This window comes from Bradyrhizobium sp. SK17 (assembly GCF_002831585.1).
GTDB lineage: Bacteria > Pseudomonadota > Alphaproteobacteria > Rhizobiales > Xanthobacteraceae > Bradyrhizobium.
On the sequence record NZ_CP025113.1, the window covers coordinates 4,492,795 to 4,511,424 of the forward strand.

Annotated in this window: 19 protein-coding genes and 1 tRNA gene; 14 read left to right on the forward strand and 6 right to left on the reverse strand. The window is 64.4% G+C overall.

The features are described from left to right. Window positions 1-176 precede the first annotated feature (176 nt). The gene (locus CWS35_RS20440; RefSeq protein WP_024578548.1) at window positions 177-1,091 is read left to right on the forward strand and encodes a DMT family transporter; all 915 of its coding nucleotides are present in this window, start codon (window positions 177-179) and stop codon (window positions 1,089-1,091) included. A 44-nt stretch (window positions 1,092-1,135) separates the two neighbouring features. Continuing rightward, entirely contained in the window at window positions 1,136-1,480 is a 345-nt protein-coding gene (locus tag CWS35_RS20445) for a barstar family protein (protein ID WP_029878720.1), read from the forward strand. A gap of 157 nt (window positions 1,481-1,637) precedes the next feature. Here CWS35_RS20445 and CWS35_RS20450 read toward each other — a convergent pair whose 3' ends face one another. The 4 genes from CWS35_RS20450 to CWS35_RS20465 all read right to left on the reverse strand — a co-directional run bounded on the left by CWS35_RS20450 (window position 1,638) and on the right by CWS35_RS20465 (window position 6,085). Continuing rightward, window positions 1,638-2,876 carry an FAD-dependent monooxygenase gene (locus CWS35_RS20450; protein WP_100953422.1) on the reverse strand — a complete coding sequence of 413 codons (1,239 nt, stop codon included), beginning with the start codon at window positions 2,874-2,876 and terminating at the stop codon, window positions 1,638-1,640. A 203-nt stretch (window positions 2,877-3,079) separates the two neighbouring features. Beyond that, window positions 3,080-3,691, reverse strand: coding sequence for a TetR/AcrR family transcriptional regulator (locus tag CWS35_RS20455; RefSeq protein ID WP_024578551.1), 612 nt, complete (start codon window positions 3,689-3,691; stop codon window positions 3,080-3,082). A 140-nt stretch (window positions 3,692-3,831) separates the two neighbouring features. Continuing rightward, entirely contained in the window at window positions 3,832-5,001 is a 1,170-nt protein-coding gene (gene argE / locus CWS35_RS20460; protein WP_024578552.1) for an acetylornithine deacetylase, read from the reverse strand. Window positions 5,002-5,299: 298 nt separating this feature from the next. Beyond that, complete coding sequence (locus CWS35_RS20465) at window positions 5,300-6,085, reverse strand: SDR family NAD(P)-dependent oxidoreductase (RefSeq protein ID WP_024578553.1); 786 nt, start codon at window positions 6,083-6,085, stop codon at window positions 5,300-5,302. A gap of 139 nt (window positions 6,086-6,224) precedes the next feature. On the opposite strand from CWS35_RS20465, the gene CWS35_RS20470 reads away from it, so the two are divergent. Together CWS35_RS20470 and CWS35_RS20475 are read left to right on the forward strand one after the other, a co-directional pair. After that, a complete protein-coding gene (locus CWS35_RS20470; protein ID WP_024578554.1) occupies window positions 6,225-6,932 on the forward strand; it encodes a histidine phosphatase family protein in 708 nt (235 codons plus the stop codon). Window positions 6,933-7,007: 75 nt separating this feature from the next. Beyond that, window positions 7,008-7,775 carry an SDR family NAD(P)-dependent oxidoreductase gene (locus CWS35_RS20475; RefSeq protein ID WP_024578555.1) on the forward strand — a complete coding sequence of 256 codons (768 nt, stop codon included), beginning with the start codon at window positions 7,008-7,010 and terminating at the stop codon, window positions 7,773-7,775. 161 nt (window positions 7,776-7,936) lie between these two features. Here the strand turns inward: CWS35_RS20475 and CWS35_RS20480 are convergent, their stop codons facing one another. Continuing rightward, complete coding sequence (locus tag CWS35_RS20480; protein ID WP_024578556.1) at window positions 7,937-9,160, reverse strand: serine hydrolase; 1,224 nt, start codon at window positions 9,158-9,160, stop codon at window positions 7,937-7,939. A 169-nt stretch (window positions 9,161-9,329) separates the two neighbouring features. On the opposite strand from CWS35_RS20480, the gene CWS35_RS20485 reads away from it, so the two are divergent. Then, window positions 9,330-9,405 (forward strand) — tRNA-Trp (locus CWS35_RS20485). Between the two features lie 65 nt (window positions 9,406-9,470). Here the strand turns inward: CWS35_RS20485 and CWS35_RS20490 are convergent. Then, window positions 9,471-10,676, reverse strand: coding sequence for an ABC transporter substrate-binding protein (locus CWS35_RS20490; RefSeq protein ID WP_100953424.1), 1,206 nt, complete (start codon window positions 10,674-10,676; stop codon window positions 9,471-9,473). Window positions 10,677-10,850: 174 nt separating this feature from the next. Between CWS35_RS20490 and CWS35_RS20495 the strand changes: the two genes are divergently transcribed. From CWS35_RS20495 to rplL, 9 genes are all read left to right on the forward strand, one after another. Further along, window positions 10,851-11,615: a FadR/GntR family transcriptional regulator gene (locus CWS35_RS20495; RefSeq protein WP_024578558.1), complete on the forward strand. Its 765-nt coding sequence runs from the start codon at window positions 10,851-10,853 to the stop codon at window positions 11,613-11,615. A 54-nt stretch (window positions 11,616-11,669) separates the two neighbouring features. Further along, entirely contained in the window at window positions 11,670-13,283 is a 1,614-nt protein-coding gene (locus tag CWS35_RS20500) for an acyl-CoA synthetase (RefSeq protein ID WP_100953426.1), read from the forward strand. A gap of 332 nt (window positions 13,284-13,615) precedes the next feature. Continuing rightward, window positions 13,616-13,807 (forward strand): preprotein translocase subunit SecE, encoded by a 192-nt coding sequence (gene secE / locus CWS35_RS20505; RefSeq protein WP_100953428.1) that lies wholly within the window; start codon window positions 13,616-13,618, stop codon window positions 13,805-13,807. Window positions 13,808-13,827: 20 nt separating this feature from the next. After that, on the forward strand, window positions 13,828-14,361 hold the full coding sequence (gene nusG, locus CWS35_RS20510) for a transcription termination/antitermination protein NusG (protein ID WP_024578560.1): 534 nt from the start codon (window positions 13,828-13,830) through the stop codon (window positions 14,359-14,361). Between the two features lie 128 nt (window positions 14,362-14,489). Next, window positions 14,490-14,918 carry a 50S ribosomal protein L11 gene (gene rplK / locus CWS35_RS20515; protein WP_008136439.1) on the forward strand — a complete coding sequence of 143 codons (429 nt, stop codon included), beginning with the start codon at window positions 14,490-14,492 and terminating at the stop codon, window positions 14,916-14,918. A 6-nt stretch (window positions 14,919-14,924) separates the two neighbouring features. Further along, complete coding sequence (gene rplA, locus CWS35_RS20520; RefSeq protein ID WP_024578561.1) at window positions 14,925-15,617, forward strand: 50S ribosomal protein L1; 693 nt, start codon at window positions 14,925-14,927, stop codon at window positions 15,615-15,617. Between the two features lie 153 nt (window positions 15,618-15,770). Beyond that, entirely contained in the window at window positions 15,771-16,724 is a 954-nt protein-coding gene (locus CWS35_RS20525; protein WP_100953430.1) for a 2-hydroxyacid dehydrogenase, read from the forward strand. Between the two features lie 579 nt (window positions 16,725-17,303). Continuing rightward, the gene (gene rplJ, locus CWS35_RS20530) at window positions 17,304-17,822 is read left to right on the forward strand and encodes a 50S ribosomal protein L10 (protein WP_024578563.1); all 519 of its coding nucleotides are present in this window, start codon (window positions 17,304-17,306) and stop codon (window positions 17,820-17,822) included. A 53-nt stretch (window positions 17,823-17,875) separates the two neighbouring features. Next, window positions 17,876-18,253 carry a 50S ribosomal protein L7/L12 gene (gene rplL / locus CWS35_RS20535; RefSeq protein ID WP_024578564.1) on the forward strand — a complete coding sequence of 126 codons (378 nt, stop codon included), beginning with the start codon at window positions 17,876-17,878 and terminating at the stop codon, window positions 18,251-18,253. The last annotated feature ends 377 nt before the right edge of the window (window positions 18,254-18,630 follow it).

Sequence of the window (18,630 nt, forward strand, 5' to 3'; positions counted from 1 at the left end):
CGCATCGCCAGATGCGATCCGGGTGAGGGGGAGTTTCCGCTCATCCGTCTTTCACCGAATTTGCGCTACGGCATGTTTCCATCCTGTAGCCATCTGTGACTTGAGTTCGCCACGCCGCTTTGGCAAGTCAATCCGGTCGCTGTTTCCCGCCCTGGTCCTGATCGGACGCTTTCACCTTGCCTCTGTCCTCGAATCTTCGCGGCAGCCTGTTCATGGCTGCGGCCATGGCCGCTTTCACGGCCAACGACACCATCACCAAGGCGGTGTCGGCGGAGCTCAACATCGGGGAGATCCTGCTGGTCCGCGGCGTGGTCGCGATGGTACTGGTTGCGGCGCTGGCGTGGTATCGCGATGCGCTGCGCAGCTTCCGTGCGCTCTTGATCTGGCCGGTGGGCTTGCGCGTGCTCGGCGAGATCGGCGGCACGCTGACCTATCTGTCGGCGATCGCGCAAATTCCGCTCGCCAACGCGTCGGCGATCTTCCAGGCGCTGCCGCTGGTCATCACGCTGGGCGCGGCGCTGGTGTTCGGCGAGCCGGTCGGCTGGCGACGATGGCTTGCGATCGCGGCCGGCTTCATTGGCGTGCTCGTCATCGTCCGGCCCGGCGCCGAAGGTTTCAGCCAGGCCGCATTGCTGGCGCTGGCGTCGGTCGGCTTCTGCGCGGTGCGCGATCTGGCGACCCGGCGCATCCCGAAGGAGCTGCCGACCGTGTTCATCACGCTGCTCACGACCGTGACGGTGACGACTGCGGGCGCCGCCGTGCTGGTGCCGCTCGGCGGCTGGAAGGCGCCGTCCGGCCATGCCCTCGGCCTGCTCACATTCGCCGCGGTGCTGATCCTGATCGGCTACCAGTGCATCATCGTGTCGCTGCGCACGGGTGACATCTCGGCGGTGGCGCCGTTCCGCTACACCGCGTTGCTGTGGGCGATGCTGCTCGGCTACCTCGTGTTCGGCCACAAGCCCGACGGCGCGATGCTCGCCGGTGCCGCGATCATCGTCGCCTCCGGCCTCTACGCCTTCTACCGCGAGCGCAAGCGCGACAAGCTCCGCCCGGCCGCAACCGGGCCCGGCCTGCCGCCGGATGGGCTCTGATCCAAGCTGGCGCAACCGCACCATGCCAACTACGCTGGCGCGCCATGATCATCACAATTCCGGTCGACCAGATTCAGGATTGGGACAGCTTTCATTCTGTTTTCCAATCGACGCTCGGCTTTCCCGACTTCTATGGACGCAACATGGACGCGTGGATCGACTGCATGACATACGTCGATGACCCTCCGAGCGGCATGACGAGTGTATCAGTTCCCAAGGGTGGCGTGCTCATTCTTCGTATCGACGACGCGCCGGGTTTTCAGCGGCGTTGCCGCGAGCAATACGATGCGCTCGTCGAATGCTCCGCGTTCGTCAACCATCGACGCATGGAGCGGGGCGCCGCACCAGTGCTCGCGCTGATGCTGAACGGTCGGTACGACAAGCCATAGGCAGTTTCGTAGCCTGGGTGAGCGGAGCGATACCCGGCAAATCGTTCCGGCCTGTGGCTTCGCTCATACGGGCTGCGCAATTGTTTCCGCTTTCGCTCCGCGCAATGCGCCGTCGGCCGCGCGACAAACAGTCTGTGATCCTTGCCCACACCCCCGCTCAGCCGACGATCAAGTGCGTGTAGTCGGGCAGCTTCAGCGAGTTGTGGACCTGACTGGTGCGCTCGCCATAGGATGGGGCCGGGCCCGACGTTCGCATCGTCGCAAGTATTTCGTTGCGGGCATCGAGTTCCTCCTGTGTGCGTGGCATGAGCAGGGTCCCGCCATTGTTCAGGGCGAGGGCCTGGTTCGCCTCCATGAATGGCCGTGCCAGTCGCTCATAGGACGCAAAGCCATGGGCGGGATCACCATGCGCCGCCAGCTCTCCGGCAAGCACGTAGGCGCCAACCAGCGCGAGGCTCGTGCCTTGTCCCGACAGGAATGAGGGCGCGTGAGCAGCGTCGCCGACGAGGGCCACGCGGCCGGACGACCAGCGCGGCAGATGGATCTGGCCGACTGTGTCGAAGAACAGGTCGTCCGCGCGTCGCATGGCCGCGACCAGACGAGGAACCTCCCAACCGCCATCACGGAAAAGTTCTTCCGTCCGCCGGCGTTGCTGGTCGACGTCAGCATTCGAACGAAACGGTGGTTCGTCGGCAGCGAAATTCAGGAAAGCCTGGAGCAGATGGCTCTCGCCAACCGCATACACGCCGGCGAGGCGGCCCGGCTCGGAATAGATCACGGCCTCGCGCGACAGACCAAGCTCGTTCGGCAGCGAGAACAGGTTGAAGCAAAAACCGAGATAGCGGTGGAACGGTGCTTCCGGCCCGAACGCCAGGGCGCGGGTGTTCGAATGCATGCCGTCCGCGCCGATCACGATATCGAAGCGCTGCTTCGCCCCGCTGCTGAAACGGACGTCGACACCGGCCCCATCGTCGTCGATCGCGTCGATCGAATCGTTGAACCGATAACGGACCTGCATGTGCCGCGTCAGATCATACAAGATCGAAACGAGCACGCCGCGCGGCAGCTCGACGTGACGGCTGGTCATTCCGCCGGCCAGGTCTTCGGGCGAGATCGCGGCGATCGGATGTCCGCCGGCATCGACGAACGTCAGCTTCCGCGTATCGATATGGACCGTGCGGAGTTGCGGCAACACGCCCATGCGTTCCGCGACGTCGATCGCGGTACCCCTTACATCGATCGGGTAACCGCCGCTTCGGATGGTGGCAGCCCGATCCACCACGGTCACGGCGAAGCCGTATCGGTTCAGCCAATATGCCGTCGCCGGCCCGGCGATGCTCGCACCGGAGATCAGGACATTGCGGCCGCGCGCCTCGGAACTCGGCTTGACGGGCATACTGCACTCCCTGTGGCATAAGATGCGATTATGCATCTAATGGAGCAGGTGCGCGCTGTCAATAAGATGCGCATATGTATCTTGTGGCGAGGGTGACGTGCTCGAGCCGATCAGATGCCGCATCCCGGCCGAACTCCGGCCGCGAGCTGGTATGGAAGCCGGGCCTGAGATGCCGACGAGGCGCCGCTCGAATGTCAGGTGATTCAGTTCCGGCGCGGGCGTGCCGTCACCAGTGGCAGAAAGATCGTATCGATGATCTCCTCGATCACCTTCTTCGATACGGGCCGGTGCGTCATGAGCACCTCGTGGCGAATCAGGTCGATGGGCAGGGTCGATATTCGCGGCGTCAGCCTGCTTTGATCCAGTTCGCCTCGCTCGACGCCTCGTTGAAGGACCTCGCCAACGCCTCGGTGCAAAACCTCTTTCAGCTTGCCGTCGCCAACGAGCCGTCGACGCAGATCGGCAAGATTGGTGTCGGTCTCCAGGAAGTAGTCACCCATGCTGAGCAGGACCCGGAGCATCGTCCGCGCTCCACGGTCCGAGAACTTCTGGAGCAGGGAGACCAGCTCGTCCCTGACGTTCCCGAGATCCGGCGTTCTAACCGGGTTGCTCTGGTTGTAGTTCGCAATGGCGGCGACGACGAGATCGGATCGGCTTGCCCACCGGCGCGCCAGAACGGGCCGGCTGGTGCCTGCCCGTTTCGCGACGGCCTCCATCGTGAAGCCGCCATAACCACGATCGAGCAATTCCTGCCAGGCTGCGTCGAGGATCGCATCCTCGAGGGCAGCGCCGCGCCGACGCTTCTCGACCATCATCCTGCTCCGCCGAATAGGCTGCCCCTGCCTGTGCCAATCGGCCCTTGCTGTGCATCCGTGAGCCCACGGCTTGGGGCGAACTTCGGCCTGACGCAAGAAACGGCGGGCGACGCCTCGTCAATCCGTCCACACATGCCGTCTCACTTCGCGCAATGCGCGATCAGTCGCGCGACGAAGTCTCCGCACGCCTCGAGCTGCGATATCTCGACGAATTCGTCCGGCGTATGCGCCTGCGCGATTCCGCCGGGGCCGATCACCACCGACGGCACGTCTGCCATGCTGGTGAACAGGCTGGCCTCGGTACCGAAGGCGACCTTGGCGTGGTCGTTGCGACCGGCGAATTGCTTGGCGAGCGTGACGATCGGGGCGTCGGCGGCGGTATCGAGCGCGGGATAGTCGAGGATCTCCGCGAAGTCGATGCCGCAGTCCGGATGCCGTGCGCGCATCTTCGGCTCGATCTCCGCCTCGGCCCAGGCGACGATCGCGTCCGTCACCTGTCTGGACTCGGTGATCCCAATGCCGCGGCATTCGAACTCCACCACGCACTGGTCGGGCACGATGTTGAGCGCGGCGCCGCCGTGGACGATGCTGGTGAGCAGCGTCGAGTGCGGGACGTCGTAGAGACTGTCTTGTTCGGCATCCGCGGCCAGCAGCGCGGCGCGGCGGCGAATCTCTGATATCAGGTCGGCCGCGTATTCGATGGCGTTGACGCCGTCGGGCGCGATCGAGGAGTGACGCGCGAGCCCGCGGAAGGTGGCACGCACGCCGTGCTTGCCCTTGTGGCCGATGATCACCTGCATCCGGGTCGGCTCGCCGACGAAGCAGCCGAGCGGCTTCACGCTCTTGCGCGCGACCTCGCGCAGCATCGGCCGCACGCCGACGCAGCCGATCTCCTCGTCGTAGGAGATCGCAAGATGGATCGGCGTCTTCAGGCCGGCATCGACCATCTCCGGCACCATGGCAAGACAGACTGCGACGAAGCCCTTCATGTCGGTGGTGCCGCGGCCGTACAGCTTGCCGTCGCGCTCGACGAGCTCGAACGGGTTGTGGGTCCAGTCCTGCCCCGCGACCGGCACGACGTCGGTATGCCCCGACAGAACCAGGCCCGCCTTGTCCCGGGGGCCGATCGTGACCCACAGCGAGGACTTCTGCCCGGTGTCATCCACGACGCGCTCACCGCTGACGCCGAACGAGGCAAGGTAACGCTCGATGTAATCGATCAGCGGCAGGTTGGAACGATCGCTCACCGTGTCGAAGGCGACGAGGTCGGCCAACATTTTGCGGATACGGTCGGGACGTGGGGTTTGCATGAATGGCGCCATGAACGGGAACGGATCGCCCGACCATAGCAACGAAACTGCGAAAGGGAAAAGAACGTGTTGTGCGCGCGCGGACGCGTCCCGGACGGTTCATGTCGCGAGAACGAAGGAGCTGATTCACAGCTCGTGCAACATCCTCGCCATCGTCCCGGCGCAGGCCGGGACCCATCACCCCAAATGCAGATTGGTGCACGATGCCGGCGAACCGAGTCCCGCTTGCAAGTCGTGCTGCGGCGTATGGGTCCCGGCCTGCGCCGGGACGACGATGACACGATGAAGTGCGCGGTCGTTAGACCGGCTTGCCGGTATACGGCATCGATGCCGTCAGGCCGCCGTCGACCGGGATGGCCTGGCCGTTGACGTAGGAGGCTTCGTCGCTGGCCAGGAACAGCCCCATCGCGGCGAGTTCGTGCGGCTGGCCGGGGCGCTTCAGCGGATTGAGCTGGCCGATCTTGTCCTGGGTGCCGCGCTCCTTGGCGCGGTCGAACACCGGCTTGGTCATGCCGGTCTCGATCAGGCCGGGGCAGACCGCGTTGACGCGCACGCCGGTGCCGGAGAGCGAGTAGGCGGTGGTCTGCACCAGGCTGATGACGCCGGCCTTGCTCGCGCCGTAGGGATGTCCGCTGGCGCCGGCCTTCAGGCCCGCGACCGACGCGGTGAGGATGATCGAGCCAAAGCCCTGCTTGGTCATGTGCGGAATCGAATGCTTGATCGCGAGGAACGGGCCGATCAAATTGACGCGCAGCACCTCCTGCCAATGCTCGGGGGTCTGATCGGCGAGCGGAACGAGGCCGCCGCTGACGCCGGCATTGGCCCAGATCGCGTCGAGCTTGCCGTACTTCGAAACCGCCTTCTCGATGAAGGCCTTCACGTCGCTCTCCGATCCCGCATCGGCGGTCACGGCTTCGACGGTGCCGCCGGCATCGCGCACCAGCTTCGCGGTCTCGTTGACGCCATCGGTACGGTCGACCGCAATCAGTCTCGCGCCTTCCCTGGTGAACAGCAGCGACGCCGCGCGGCCGATGCCGCTGCCGGCGCCGGTGATGATTACGGATTTGCCTTCGAGGCGGCCCATGAGGTTCTCCCTGTTCACGTGGTCCGTGGCGCCTTTGCCGCGCGACGGAATTCAAACAAAATTTCAAACGTCCGAAGCACTTGAGACGGTGTGCGGCGTGACGTACAGCGACGGGGGACAGTATTGAAGGGCTCATCCGATGTCCAATCCAGACAAGCCAAACGTGACGGTGACGCGGTGGTGGTGGATTCGCCACGCGCCGGTGCGCAGCGACGGCGGCAACATCTACGGCCAAGAGGACATCGACTGCGACACCGGCGACGTCGAAGTGTTCGAGGCAGTTGCCAAGATGCTGCCGCGCGACGCGGTCTGGTATTCGAGCAACCTCAAGCGCACGCACCAGACCGCAGAAGCGATCTGGGCCGCTGGATTTCCGAAGCCGGCCAACATGACGCAGGAGCGGGATTTCGCCGAGCAGCATCTCGGCCGGTGGCAGGGCATGAACCGCGCCGCGCTGCTCGCCAGCCAGCCGCCCGGCCGGAGCTGGTTTGCCGACGTCAACGAGCCCGCACCGGGCGGCGAGAGTTTCATGGACCTCTACACGCGGGTCTGCCGCACGATCGTGCGGATCACGGCTGCGGAAGCGGGCCGGAACATCATCGCGGTCGGCCATGGCGGCGTGATCCGTGCCGCGGTCGGCCTTGCGCTCGGCGGCCAGCCGGATCGCGGATTGTCCTTCGACGTCGACAACGTCTCGGTGACGCGGCTCGATCACATCGCGGGTGTCGGCCTGTCGACCTGGCGGCTGCCGATGGTGAACCAGCAGCCCTGGATCGCCGATCCGCGCCACGCCGCGATGCATCAGCCGTCCGGGCCCGAAGTGCGGCCGGCGAGCAAGCTCGCGTGATTGCTGCTATCGCAGCACCGCATCACTGCCTAAGCTAAACGCAGAACTCAAACATCTTACATCAGGGAGAGAACCATGACCTTGTTCGACATGAAGGGAAAAGTCGCCGTCATCACCGGCTCGACGCGCGGCATCGGGCGCGCGATCGCCGAGCGGATGGCCGAGCACGGCGCCAAGGTCGTGATCTCCTCGCGCAAGGCCGACGTCTGCGAGCAGGTGGCGAAGGAGATCAACGACAGCTACGGCAAGGGCACTGCGGTTGCGATCGCGGCCAACATCTCTTCGAAGGAAAACCTGCAAAACCTGGTCGACGAGAGCAACCGCGCCTTCGGCAAGATCGACGTGCTGGTCTGCAACGCGGCGTCCAATCCCTATTATGGCCCGCTCGCCGGCATCTCCGACGATCAATTCAGAAAAATCCTCGAGAACAACATCGTCGCCAACAACTGGCTGATCTCGATGGTGGTGCCGCAGATGATCGAGCGCAAGGACGGCTCCGTCATCATCGTGTCCTCGATCGGCGGCCTCAAGGGCTCGACCATCCTCGGCGCCTACGCGATCTCGAAGGCCGCCGACATGCAGCTCGCGCGCAACCTGGCTTGTGAGTACGGCAAGCACAATATCCGCGTGAACTGCATCGCGCCCGGCCTGATCAAGACCGACTTCGCCAAGGCGCTGTGGGACAATCCGGACAATCTGAAGGCCTCGACCGCGCGCTCGCCGCTGCTGCGCATCGGCGTGCCGGACGAGATCGCGGGCTGCGCGGTGATGATGGGCTCGCGCGCCGGTGACTTCATGACCGGCCAGACCGTGGTGATCGACGGCGGCGCGACGATCAGCTGATCGTCGTTGGTGCGCAGAGCGTGCCACGCATTCATCTCGTCATCACCGGCGAAAGCGGGTGATCCAGTACGCCGAGGCCTCTCGATTCATCACGACCGCCGCGGCGTGCTGGATGCCCCGCTTTCGCGGAGCATGACAGCATTGATGAGGGGAGGCAGCGATCACTCCACTGCTGAGTACACCCCGTTCCTCACCAGCGAGCGGGTGTATTCGCGCTGGCCCGGGCCCTGCATCATGAAGACCGCGATCAGGTCTTCGCGCGGGTCGATCCAGAAGAACGTGCCGGCCATGCCGCTCCAGAAGTACTGGCCGACCGAGCCGGAGAACGCTGCGATGCCCTGCTGCATGCGCACGGCGAAGCCGAGGCCGAAGCTGTGGCCGGGCGACACCAGCGTGCCCTGAACCTTGACGCCGGCGCCGAGGTGATCGGAGGCCATGAATTCGAGCGTCTTGCGGCCGATGATCCTGGTGCCGTCGAGCGAGCCGCCATTGAGCAGCATCTGCGCGAAGCGGGCATAGTCCATCGTGGTCGACACCAGTCCGCCACCGCCGGATTCCATCGCCGGCTTCTCCAGCATGTTGAACAGTTGCACCTTCTCATTGGTCCAGGGATCGTTGCCAAATGCCTCGGCCAGCCGGCCGGCATTGGCTTCGGGCGTGTGGAACGCGGTCTCGTTCATCTGCAACGGCGCGAGGATGCGCTCGGTGAGGAATTCGCCGAGCGTCTTGCCGCTGACGACTTCGATGATGCGGCCGAGGATGTCGGTGGAGCGGCTGTAATTCCATTCGGCGCCCGGTTGGCAGACCAAGGGCATGCTGGCGAGCATGGTGGCGTGCTCTGCATTGGTGATCTTGCGGCTGCGCAGCCGCGACTGCTTGTAGAGCTCCTGCACCGGGCCGTTGCCGGTGTGGTCATAGGTTAAACCCGAGGTGTGGCGCAGCAGATCCTGGATCGTCATCTGCCGCTGCACGGGGACCAGCTCGAGCTTGCCGTCGCGTTCGACGCCGACCTTGGTCTCGGCGAATTCGGGGATGAACTTGGCGACGGGATCGTTGAGCAGGAAGTGGCCGTCCTCGAGCAGCTGCATGATGCCGACCGAGACGATCGGCTTGGTCATCGAGAAGATGCGGAAGACCGTGTCATGCGTCATCGGTGCCGCGGCGGTCGGGCTCTGCCGGCCGATCGCGTCGAACCAGCCGACCTGGCCGCGCCGCGCCACCAGCACGGTGAAGCCGGGCGCAGTTCCCTTGTCGACCTCGCGCTTGAACGTGTCGGACAGCGCCTGTAGCCGCGTGCCCGACAGTCCGATCGATTCGGGTTTGGCCAAGGGCAGGGACGGGGTGGCCGGGCTGGCGGCATGCTTGGTGGCGGTTTGGGCGTTCATGGTCTCTCCCGGGCTCTTGATTCTTGCGGCGAGGTGCCGACGAGGCGTGATGGTGGAAGTCTGACGCAGAAGTTTTGCAATGAACAGAAGCTTCAGCGCTCAGCCCTTGCAAACCGGCCATGCCTTGTGCTTGAAACGGCGCGAACCGGCGGCGACGTCGGTTCCCTGCAGGAGTGTAGCTCAATTGGTAGAGCACCGGTCTCCAAAACCGGGGGTCGCAGGTTCGAGCCCTGCCACTCCTGCCAGCTTTTAAGCCAACAATTTGAATACTTTGGCCGAGGTCCTGGACCCCGGCCATGATCGTTTCCGGCTACTTGACCAGCGGGCAGCCACCGTCCTTGAGCGGCCGGAACGCCTGGTCGCCGGGCACCTCGGCGAGCAGCTTGTAATAATCCCACGGCGCTTTCGATTCTTCGGGCTTCTTGACCTCGAACAGGAACATCGAGTGCACCATGCGGCCGTCCTCGCGCACCACGCCATTGTCGGTGAAGGCGTCGCGCACCGGGGTGGCGCGCATCTTGGCCAGTACCGGCTTGGTCTCCCTGGTGCCGGCGGCCTTGACCGCATTGAGGTAGTGCAGTGTGGCGCTGTAGGTCGCGGCCTGGTTCATCGTCGGCATCCGCTTGGTGCGCTCGAAGAAGCGCTTGCCGAAGGCGCGGGTGCGATCGTTGAGATCCCAATAATACGCCTCGGTGATGATCAGCCCCTGCGCGAGCTTCAGCCCGAGGCTGTGGATGTCGGAAATGAACATCACGATCCCGGCCAGATTCTGCCCGCCTGCGACGATGCCGAATTCGGACGCCTGCTTGATCGCGTTGATGGTGTCGCCGCCGCCATTGGCGAGGCCGACGATCTTGGCCTTCGAGGCCTGCGCCTGCAACAGGAAGGACGAGAAGTCCGGCGTGTTGAGCGGATGCCGCGCGCTGCCGAGCACCTTGCCGCCGGCGGCGCGGACCACGTCACCGGTGTCGCGCTCGATCGAATGGCCGAACACGTAGTCGGCGGTGATGAAGAACCAGGTGTCGCCGCCGTTCTTCACGATCGCGCTGCCGACGGTGTGGGCGTTGCCGTAGGTGTCGTAGGTCCAGTGCAGCGTATAGGGCGAGCAGGACTTGCCGGTGATGTCGGAGCTCGCCGCGTCCGTCACGATCATGATCTTCTCGAACTGCTTCGACATCTCCATGCCGGCGAGCGCGGTCGCCGAGGTCGGCATGTCGATGATCATGTCGACGCCTTCGGCCTCGTACCATTTCCGGGTGATGGTGGCGGCGACGTCGGCCTTGTTGAGGGCATCGGCGGTGACGAGCTCGATCGGCTTGCCGAACATCGAGCCGCCGAACTCCTCGATCGCCATCTTGGTGGCTTCGACGTTGCCGGCGCCGCCGATGTCCGAATAGACCGACTGGAAATCGGTCAGCACGCCGATCTTGAGCGGTGTCTGCTGCGCGAGCGCAGGCCCCGCCAGCACGGCGGCGAAGAGGCCGGCGGCGGACAGACTCGTGGCGATGGATTTCATGGTGATGCGTCCTCCCGGGGTGTTCTTATCGGTTTGTCCGACAAAGTTAGATTTGCCCGGTTCCAGTGTCAATTCTGGCCCGCCAGGTGCGACAATCCAGCCGGTATGGACGCATTTGACGGTTCATCGGCCTTCCTCTAGCTTTGTCCGACAAACAACAATCGGGAGCCCAGGGTGCCCGCCACGCCATTGTTCCGGCGCATCGACGTCGCGCCGGCCTATCAGAAGGTCGCCGACGCGATCGAGCGCGAGATCATCAACGGCCGGATCAAGCCGGGCGAGCCGATCGGCACCGAGCAGCAGCTGGTGGAGCAGTTCGGCGTCAATCGCTCGACGGTGCGCGAAGGCATCCGCGTACTGGAGGAGGGCGGGCTGATCCGCCGCGATTCCAGCCGCCGCCTGCAAGCCTGCCTGCCGCGCTACAACAAGCTCGCCACGCGGCTGTCGCGCGCGCTGATCCTGCATGAGGTGACGTTCCGCGAATTGTTCGAGGCCTCGATGACGCTGGAGATCGCGAGCGTCGAAGGCGCGGTGGAGCGTGCCACCGATGAGAACATCGCCGAGCTCGCCGGCAATCTCGAGCGCAGCGCCAATGTGGTCGGTAATCCCGCCGAGCTCGCCGAGCTCGACGCCGAATTCCACGTGCTGATGGCCAAGGCCTCGCAGAACCGCGTGTTGCAGCTCGCCCGCGAGCCCGCCGCGCAGCTGTTCTTTCCGACCACCGAGATGATCGTCGGCGGCGTGCCGGAGGGCGGCGCGCGCCTCGTCGAGGCGCATGGCCATATGCTCGACGCGATCAGGCGCCGCGACAAGGAAGCCGGCGTGCTGTGGACGCGACGGCACTTGCAGGACTGGCGGCGCGGCTTCGAGAAGATCGCCTCGCTCGATCGTTCGGTCGAGCACACCTACATGGAACACGCCTACGCCGCCCGGCAATAGCGGCGGCGCGGCGAAGGCAGGACAACGACAACAAGCACATTCGGGAGGGACTACATGAGCGAAGACATCGCAGCGACCATCCAGCGCGCCCGTGAGCACAGCATCGGCGATCTGTTGCGCCGGTCGGCGAAGCGCTACCCAAACAAGACCGCGCTGATCTGCGGCGAGGTGGGCTGGACCTTCGCGGAGATGGACGCGATCTGCAACCGGCTGGGCCGCGGGTTGATCGGCCTTGGCGTCGCGAAGGGCGACCGCGTCGCGGTGCTGTCGCGCAATTCGCACGGCTTCGCCGCGCTGCGCTTCGCGGTGGCGCGGATCGGTGCGATCCTGGTGCCGATCAACTTCATGCTCAATCCCGATGAGATCAATTTCATCCTCGCCAATTCAGGCGCCAGGCTGCTCGCGGTCGGCCCTGACTTCGTGGAGACCGCGCATGCCGCGGCGGCCAAGGGCTCGGCGGTCGAGACCCTGATCTGGCTGCCCGGTGAAGATGCCGCGACCGCGCCTGAAGGCATCACGACATTCGACAGTTTGCTGCACAGCGATGCGTCGGCGCCGGACGTGTCGGTGGACAGCCGCGACCCCGCGCAGATCATCTACACCAGCGGCACCGAATCGCTGCCGAAGGGCGCGATCCTCACCCATGAAGCGGTGATGTGGCAGTATGTCAGCTGCATCATCGACGGCGGCATGGCGACCGACGACACCGTGCTGCACGCGCTGCCGCTCTATCACTGCGCGCAGCTCGACGTCTTCCTCGGACCCGCGATCTACCTCGGCGCCACCAGCCTGATCACCGGCAAGCCGGTGCCCGATAACGTCCTGGCGCTGATCGCGACCCACAGGATCAATTCGTTCTTCGCGCCGCCGACGATCTGGATCGCGATGCTGCGCTCGCCGGCGTTCGATCGCACGGACCTGTCGACCCTGCGCAAGGGCTATTACGGCGCCTCGATCATGCCGGTCGAGGTGCTGCTCGAATTGCAGCGCCGGCTGCCGGATGTGCAGTTCTGGAATTTCTACGGCCAGACCGAGATCGCGCCGCTTGCGACCGTGCTCGCGCCGCAGGACCAACTGCCGAAGGCCGGCTCCGCCGGCAAGCCCGCGATCAATGTCGAGACCCGTGTGGTCAAGCCCGACATGACCGACGTCGCGGTGGGGGAGGTCGGCGAGATCGTGCACCGCTCGCCGCACCTGCTGTCCGGTTACTACAACGATCCGGTCAAGACCGCGGCCGCGTTTGCCGGCGGCTGGTTTCACTCCGGCGATCTCGCTGTTGTCGACGCCGACGGCTACTTCACCGTGGTCGATCGCGTGAAGGACATGATCAAGAGCGGCGGCGAGAATGTCGCAAGCCGCGAGGTCGAGGAGATGGTCTACCGGCTGCCGGCGGTGTCGGAGGTCGCGGTGGTCGGGCTGCCCGACCCGCGCTGGATCGAGGCGGTGACCGCGATCGTCGTGGTCAAGGCCGGCGAGAGCCTCGATGCCGATACCGTCATCAAGCATTGCGCGGCGTCGATGGCCCATTTCAAGGTGCCGAAGCGGGTGATCTTCGTGGATGCCCTGCCGAAGAACCCGAGCGGCAAGCTGCTCAAGCGCGAGCTGCGGCAGCGCTATGTCGGCGGCTCGACGTTGGATCAGGCGGTCCAGAACAGCTTTGCCGGGTGATCGACCCGGCCGCGGCGGTGGATGGGCGAGGCCAATCTAGCTCCAGCCGTGCGCCTAAGTGCTTGATTTGAGGGGCTCTGTCCCGGTTCGCCGCAGCTGCGGCCGGGGTGGGGCGCGACGCTGCCGATCTTGACGTTTGGCTCCTCTCGCAGTAGATACCCGGCACTCGCAGCCGGCCCGCTTTGATGGCGGATATCCGGCGCGGCCTAATTCCCCGAACAATCGAGCTCGTTTATCGGCTCAACCTTCCAAACGAGGGCTGGGTCCGCAAGGTCGGCTGTTCGGATTCCTTGAAACGTTGCAATCGTCCGGAGACGGACGCGGATCTCACGATGGCTTTCAGCCCGTTCAAATTCCTGAAGGAAGTACGCTCGGAGACCGCCAAGGTCACCTGGCCGACGCGCCGCGAGACGACCATCACCACCATCATGGTGTTCGTGATGGTGGCGCTGGCCTCGATCTTCTTCTTCGCCGCGGATCAGATCATCCGCTATCTCATCACCCTGATACTGGGCATCCACTGATGAGCACTGGAACTCAATTGATGGACAAGCGCTGGTACATCGTTCACGCCTATTCCAACTTCGAGAAGAAGGTTCAGGAATCGATCCGTGAACAGGCCAAGCAGCGCGGGCTGGAAGATCTGTTCGAGCAGATCCTGGTGCCGACCGAGAAGGTCACCGAGGTGCGCCGCGGCCGCAAGATCGACGCCGAGCGCAAGTTCTTCCCGGGCTATGTGCTGGTGAAGATGAAGCTGACCGACGAGGCGTTCCATCTGATCAAGAACACCCCGAAGGTCACTGGCTTCCTCGGTGCGGAAAACAAGCCGATGCCGATCTCGGAAGCCGAGGCGATGCGGATCCTGCACCAGGTGCAGGAGGGCGTGGAGCGTCCGAAGGCGTCGGTGTCGTTCGAAATCGGCGAGAACGTGCGCGTGGCCGATGGCCCGTTCGCCTCGTTCTCCGGCGTGGTGGAAGAAATCGACGAGGCGCGCTCGCGCGTGAAGGTCGCGGTGTCGATCTTCGGCCGCGCGACCCCGGTGGAACTGGAATTCGGTCAGGTCGAAAAGGTGGTCTGACCGGACGGCGTGAGGTATACGCCTCGCGTCAAGCAAAGGCCGTGGGAGGGAGGAGGCGGTCGCCAGCCCCTTCAACCGAACCACGGAACCTGAAACCGCCGGCATCGCCGGCACAACAGGAGTACTAAATGGCAAAGAAAGTGACCGGATACCTGAAGCTTCAGGTCCCGGCCGGTGCGGCGAATCCCTCGCCCCCGATCGGTCCCGCGCTTGGTCAGCGCGGCCTCAACATCATGGAATTCTGCAAGGCGTTCAACGCCCAGACGCAGAAGGAAGAAAAGAACACGCCGATTCCGGTGGTGATCACGATCTACGCCGATCGTTCGTTCACCTTCGAGATGAAGACCCCCCCGATGTCCTTCTTCCTCAAGCAGGCTGCCAAGATCCAGTCCGGCTCGAAGGCGCCGGGCCGCGACAAGGCCGGCAAGGTGACCAAGGCGCAGGTGCGCGAGATCGCCGAGAAGAAGATGAAGGATCTGAATTGCGACACCATCGAATCGGCCATGAAGATGGTCGAGGGCTCTGCCCGCTCGATGGGTCTGGAAGTTGCGGGGTAACGGGCCATGTCAATCGGAAAGCGTTTGCAGAAGGCCCGCGAGGGTGTCGACCGCGAAAAGCTCTATCCGCTCGCGGATGCCATCAAGATGGTCAAGGAGCGCGCCAAGTCGAAGTTCGACGAGACGATCGAGATCGCAATCAATCTCGGCGTCGACCCGCGTCACGCCGACCAGATGGTCCGCGGCGTCGTCAACCTGCCGAACGGCACCGGCCGCACGCTGCGCGTCGGCGTGTTCGCGCGTGGCGCGAAGGCCGAGGAAGCCAAGGCCGCTGGTGCCGACGTCGTCGGTGCCGAGGACCTGGTCGAGAAGGTGCAGGGCGGTGCGATCGATTTCGATCGCTGTATCGCAACTCCCGACATGATGCCGCTGGTCGGCCGCCTCGGTAAGGTGCTCGGTCCGCGCGGCATGATGCCGAACCCGAAGATCGGCACCGTGACCATGGACGTCACCAACGCCGTGAAGGGTGCCAAGGGCGGTTCGGTCGAGTTCCGCGTCGAGAAGGCCGGCATCGTGCAGGCCGGCATCGGCAAGGCCTCGTTCTCCGAGGACAAGCTGGTCGAGAACGTTAAGGCGCTCGCCGACGCGGTCTCCAAGGCGAAGCCCGCGGGTTCCAAGGGCACCTACATCCAGCGCGTGGCGGTGTCCTCTACCATGGGCCCGGGCGTGAAGGTCGAGCCGGGCACGATCCTCGGCTGAGATCTCTGGCCGTAACGAGATAGAGAGGGCGGGATCGGGCAACCGATTCCGCCCTTTGTTTTGCCAAAGCGTTTTCGAGCGAAGCTACTTCCGTTTCGCATGAAGAAAGCGCGCCAAGACAAGATCTGAAGCCTCTCGCAGGAAACAATAACAATGCCCGATAAGGTTCTGGTCTATTCGCGTTTTCCCAAGGCCCAGCTGATCCGCTTCGGCGAGCGCTTCGAGCTGCTGAACGCCGCTGGCAAGCGGCTGGACGAAGCATTTCCGGCCGCGGAACTCGCGGGTATCCGCGCCATGATCACCGCTGGCGGCACGCCGCTCCGGGGCGACGCGATGGACCTGCTGCCGAAGCTCGGCGCGATCATCTGCTACGGCACCGGCTATGATGGCGTCGATCTCGCTGCGGCCGCCAGGCGCGGGATCGCGGTTGGCCACAGCCCGGGGGCGAATGCGGCGTCGGTTGCCGACACGGCGCTGACCCTGATGCTGGCGTCGGTGCGCCGTCTGCTGGTGGCCGACAATTATGTCCGGAGCGGCGACTGGGCCGGCGCCAAGCCGTCGCCGATGATGCGGCCGCAGGCCGGCATGCTCGGCCGCAAGGTCGGCGTCTACGGCATGGGCGAGATCGGCCGCAAGATCGCAAGCCGCGTCGCCGGCTTCGAGACCGAGGTCGGCTATTTCAGCCGCTCGAGGCACGACGTGCCCTACCAGTATTTTCCGACCCTTGAGGCGCTCAGCGACTGGTGCAGCGTGCTGATGGTCGCCGTGCGCGCCGGTGCGGAGACCGAGCGCGTGGTCAATGCCGACATCCTGCGCCGGCTCGGCAGCGACGGCATTGTCGTCAACATCTCGCGCGGCTCCGTCATCGACGAGGCGGCGCTGGTCGCGGCGCTGACCGATGGGACCATCGCCGGCGCCGGCCTCGACGTGTTCGCCAGGGAGCCTCATGCGCCGGATGCGCTGACCGCGTTGCCGAACGTGGTGCTGTCGCCGCATCTCGGCGGCCATACCCTGGAATCGCATGTCGCGATGCAGGACTGCGTGCTGGCCAATCTCGACGCGTTCTTTGCCGGCCGGCCGTTGCCCTATGCGGTCAAGGGCGCCTGAGAGGCCGACCTCGAAGGCATGACCAAGTTCCGCACACCTCTGTCGGAACTGGTCCAATATTTGCTCTTGGCAAGCCGGGCAGGACCGGCTACATAGCGCCTTCCGGGCGTGCTGGCACTTGCTGGCATGTCCGTGCTCGCATTCCGAAAACCTGAGATGATAGGAGATCATTCCTTTCCGCATGCCGCAAGGATGCTCGAAAGGAAGGAGACCCGTCGCCTCTGATGGAGTGAGAGCAGGGGCCTTCAGCGTGCTGAAGTGCCTTGATCCTGTCCAAGACTGCAGGCGCCCGCGAGAACTTCGTGTTTTCAACGGCTTAATCGCATGGCCTGCATAGACGGGTGAAGACCGGATTTTGCACTTCAGGTCGCGGCATGGTCGCGGCTGGAAGGCTGGTTTGGTTCGAACCTCGACAGCCCATGGCCGCAAGGCTCTGGGAGGGCAGGCTACTAGATGTCGTCTTGCCCGGCATGTCCGAAGGGTCTTAGCGCCCCTGCGGATCAGGTTTAGGGCGGGACGATGGGTGCAACCCGGCGGTCCTGCCTTCGCGGAAAGGCCGCCAACCGGAAAGAGCTTGCTGTGGAACGAGCGGCAAAAAAGGAGTCGGTCGAACAACTTAACGGGGTCTTCAAGGCCACGTCGGTTGCGATCGTTGCTCACTATTCCGGCCTCACCGTGGCCCAGATGCAGAAGCTGCGCATGCAGATGAAGCAGGCGGGCGCGTCGGTGAAGGTCTCGAAGAACCGTCTCGCCAAAATTGCTCTTGAAGGCACTGACGTCGCTGCCATCGGCTCCCTGCTGAAGGGGCCGACCGTGATCGCTACTTCGGACGATCCGGTTGCGGCGCCAAAGGTTGCCGTCGAATTCGCCAAGGCGAACGAGAAGTTCGTCATCCTTGGCGGCTCGATGGGTAAAACCGTCCTGAATGTCGACAGCGTGAAGGCGCTCGCCTCACTGCCGTCGCTCGACGAACTGCGCGGCAAGATCGTTGGCCTCATCGTGGCGCCGGCGACCAAGCTTGCTCAGCTCTCGAACGCGCCCGCGGCCAAGCTCGCGCGCGTCATCCAGGCTCATGCCTCAAAGGGCGAAGCGGCCTGACCCTTCGCTAATCTCAAACCTGGTTCGAACCAAACGTTTAAGGAAACAGATCAATGGCTGACTTGCAGAAAATCGTCGACGACCTCTCGAGCCTCACCGTGCTCGAAGCCGCCGAACTCGCCAAGCTCCTCGAAGAAAAGTGGGGCGTCTCCGCCGCTGCCGCCGTTGCGGTGGCCGGCCCGGCTGCTGGCGGCGGTGCCGCTGCTCCGGCTGAAGAGAAGACCGACTTCACCGTCGTGCTGGCTGCCGCCGGCGACAAGAAGATCGAGGTCATCAAGGAAGTCCGCGCCATCACCGGCCTGGGCCTGAAGGAAGCCAAGGACCTCGTCGAAGGTGCTCCGAAGCCGGTCAAGGAAGGCGTCAACAAGGACGAAGCCGACAAGATCAAGGCTCAGCTTGAGAAGGCTGGCGCCAAGGTCGAGCTCAAGTAATGCGCGATCCGGGAGCGCCGCAGGGCGCTCCCGGGCCATGCAAACGGCGTGCGACAGGTTGTCGCGTGGCGCGTCGGACACAAGAAAGTGTGGGGATCCGTGGACTTAACCCTCGAATCTCCATTATTGCCTACCCATATGGGATTGGCAGCGGAAAAACACGGTCGGTGGCGGGGACGGCAGGGTCCTCGGGCTAGGCCGTTGGGAGACAGTCAGATTTCGGGCTTTTTCAGTCCGTGAAGCGGAGCGTTTGGACGAGCGGGTGCAGTGATGCGCCCCGCGCGTCGTTTTGCGTTTTGAAGGCAATGGAAGCCGGGACTGGGATTTAATTCCTGAGCGCTGGCTTCGTTCCTTCGGGACGATTCGAAATTCAACCC